The organism is Arthrobacter sp. 2YAF22_2, assembly GCF_052114645.1.
Classification (GTDB): domain Bacteria; phylum Actinomycetota; class Actinomycetes; order Actinomycetales; family Micrococcaceae; genus Arthrobacter.
Window position 1 is genome coordinate 1 of record NZ_JBFRFD010000511.1, and the last position, 2530, is coordinate 2530.

General features: G+C 59.6%; 2 protein-coding genes. One reads left to right on the forward strand and one right to left on the reverse strand.

The features are described from left to right. Positions 1-45: 45 nt before the first annotated feature. Positions 46-1107 carry an integrase catalytic domain-containing protein gene (locus tag AB4Y86_RS16585; RefSeq protein ID WP_441403271.1) on the reverse strand — a complete coding sequence of 354 codons (1062 nt, stop codon included), beginning with the start codon at positions 1105-1107 and terminating at the stop codon, positions 46-48. A gap of 422 nt (positions 1108-1529) precedes the next feature. Between AB4Y86_RS16585 and AB4Y86_RS16590 the strand changes: the two genes are divergently transcribed. Further along, positions 1530-1997 carry a hypothetical protein gene (locus AB4Y86_RS16590; RefSeq protein WP_441403272.1) on the forward strand — a complete coding sequence of 156 codons (468 nt, stop codon included), beginning with the start codon at positions 1530-1532 and terminating at the stop codon, positions 1995-1997. Positions 1998-2530: the final 533 nt, after the last annotated feature.

Genomic DNA, 2530 nt, shown 5'->3' on the forward strand with positions numbered 1-2530 from the left:
GCTGCGCTGTGCGGTGATCGCGAGCAGATCGGGGTGGCGGGCAAGCTAGCCGGCGACCGCTAAGGCCAGCCAGCGTTCCAGCTCCGTCAACGTCAGGGCGGCCATTCTGTCGGCATCGTAACCGCCCCGCTGTCCCGGGTTAGAGAAGGTTGTCCCGGGCAGTTCATGGACCCGCTGCATCACCGTGCCGACGATCCGCTCCACGATGCCGCCGTAGTGYGGGCGCCCAAGTGGCCGGTAGCTGAGTTTGATCCCGTGCTGCTCGCAACCGCGGCGCAACGCCTCGCTCTTGAACTCCGCAGCGTTGTCCAGGAACAACGCCTTGGGCTTGCCGCTCATCGGCCACGCCGCGTCCACGCCCAGGGCTTCCAGCCACGGCCGCTTGTCGCAGGCCATGTGCGCAATACACAGGCCCACCGACACCGCAGACGGTGCCTCCAGGGTCACGACCATTCCCAGCAGGCACCGGCTATAAACATCGATGGCAACCGTCAGGTAGGGCCGGCCGATGGGCTGCCGGTCCCGGTCATCGACGATGATCAGGTCAATCACGGTGTGGTCGATCTGGACCTGGTCCAACGGGGCCACGATGTCCGGAACCTTTCCGCCGGCCGACTGCAAGGCCCGGGCGGCCTCGCTGCCCTCACGCCTGCGCCTGACTTCCACCGGATGCAGCGCCTCGATCCGGTGGGCGACAGTATTCCTTGCCGGCGCGGCCAACCCCAGCGTCTTGCATTCGCGCACAATTTGGCGATGCACAACCGCCAAGGACGGCTTTTGCTTCGTCAGGTAAGTCTTCCGGATGACTTCACGAATTACGGCCTCCACAGGCTCCGGCAGGCGCCCGCCTCCCCGGCCGCCGGCGGACCGGCCCGGGGCCAGGTCCGTCAGCAGACCGGTGCCCTTTCGGCGCCGGCCGATCAGGGTGTAGACCTGCCGTCTCGACGATCCCAACTCTTCGGCCGCGCTGTCCGCCGCCCCGTGGGTGACCGTGACCATGGCCGCCAAAGGTGCAATGACCTCGTCCTGCCGGCGCAGGCGCTCCCACGCCTCATCCGACATGCCCACCAGACCCCGTTCCAAGATCTGGGGGTCATCCGATGTCATGACTGGCGCCGACGGTGCAGACGACTGTTGACCATGATTCAGGCTAGTGCAGGCGACTTCTGATGGAAATGCCAACAGTGCAGGTGACTTCTGACAAACGGGTGTCAACAGTCCTGTGCACCCGGGCCATACTTCCGCATGAAGTGGTGCATGCGAGTTCTGAAAACGACATCTTTTGAACGCACCCGGTGGTTTGTAGCGAAAACGGTCGAATACGACACAATCCATATATGCCCATACTCGGTCGACGCTTGGCATCACCAATTGGAATCCTCAACGTGTTAACTGGCCGGCCAGATACTTAATCCGCGGAGTATTGACGTTCCTGATTCGCCATCCAATATTTAGCGAACTGGGGGAAATCTTCGCACAAGTCCATTGCATTGGGAGTCTTCCCCGCGTCGGCAACACAGACTTTGTGATTGCCTGAAATTTGTGCAGCACTGCTGCAAGACTTTCAATCGATTTGTGGGGGAAACCAAATGCTAAGAAAGATTGTGTCATTTCTATCGGTAGTAGTGGTGAGCATCGGCCTGCTCTTTTTAGCCACCACACCGGCCAATGCTCATGATGTCATCTGCAAGTTCCAGCCAAACTATCCTGCCAAGAACGGGACCAGGGTGACTTTCAACGCCGAGGTCTTCTGCAACTACGAGCCGGACATCAGTGTCAGCTCGATCCGCCTATGGCGGCATGACGGTGGAGGGGCGTATACGCTCATGGCCGAGGTGACTTCGACTGAAACCGGGACATACCGCTACAACTCAGGCATGATAGGTTGCGGAACGACCATCTCCAGGCAGTATCACACGCAGATCTACAATGAATCCTTCCACCACAACTGGGGTGTGACCGATAAGAGCAGCGGTTCTGTTTGGCTAACCTGTTAGGAGCTCCTTATGCCTAGGCGTCCACACAACTGGCTCCCCGGGCTGATTCCCGGACGCGGGTTCGTTCTTTCGAACGGAGCCGCGTGCGCCTTGAATTTTGCGGAGATCTATCCGAATGGAGTCATGGCTCAGATCAGCGTGCGCCTGAAGGGCCCGCTGGCCGTTGAGCAGCAAAGGGAAATTGCCGGTGAGGCGAGTTCATACCTGCATAACACTCCGACCAGGGGACCTCAGCTAACCGCATCTCAGGAGGAGTCGCTAACTTCACGCCCCGAGATAATGAATCACGAGGGGCGGGCCACTGTTTGGATCCTTAATTACTGGTGGGAATGTGAGATTAGTCCAAGCGGCCTGCAGTTGAATTTCTCTTGGCCTGAACGGAACATTCAGGCCTCTTTTTCGATCGCAGGCGAAGAAATAGCTGGTGCCCTAAAAGGCGTCGTACAGCTGTGGCACGTGGACGCTAACGAGAGTGGTTACACCGGCGAATAGGGTGGCGTACGACGCCGGCCTGACTTCACCGCACGGATCCG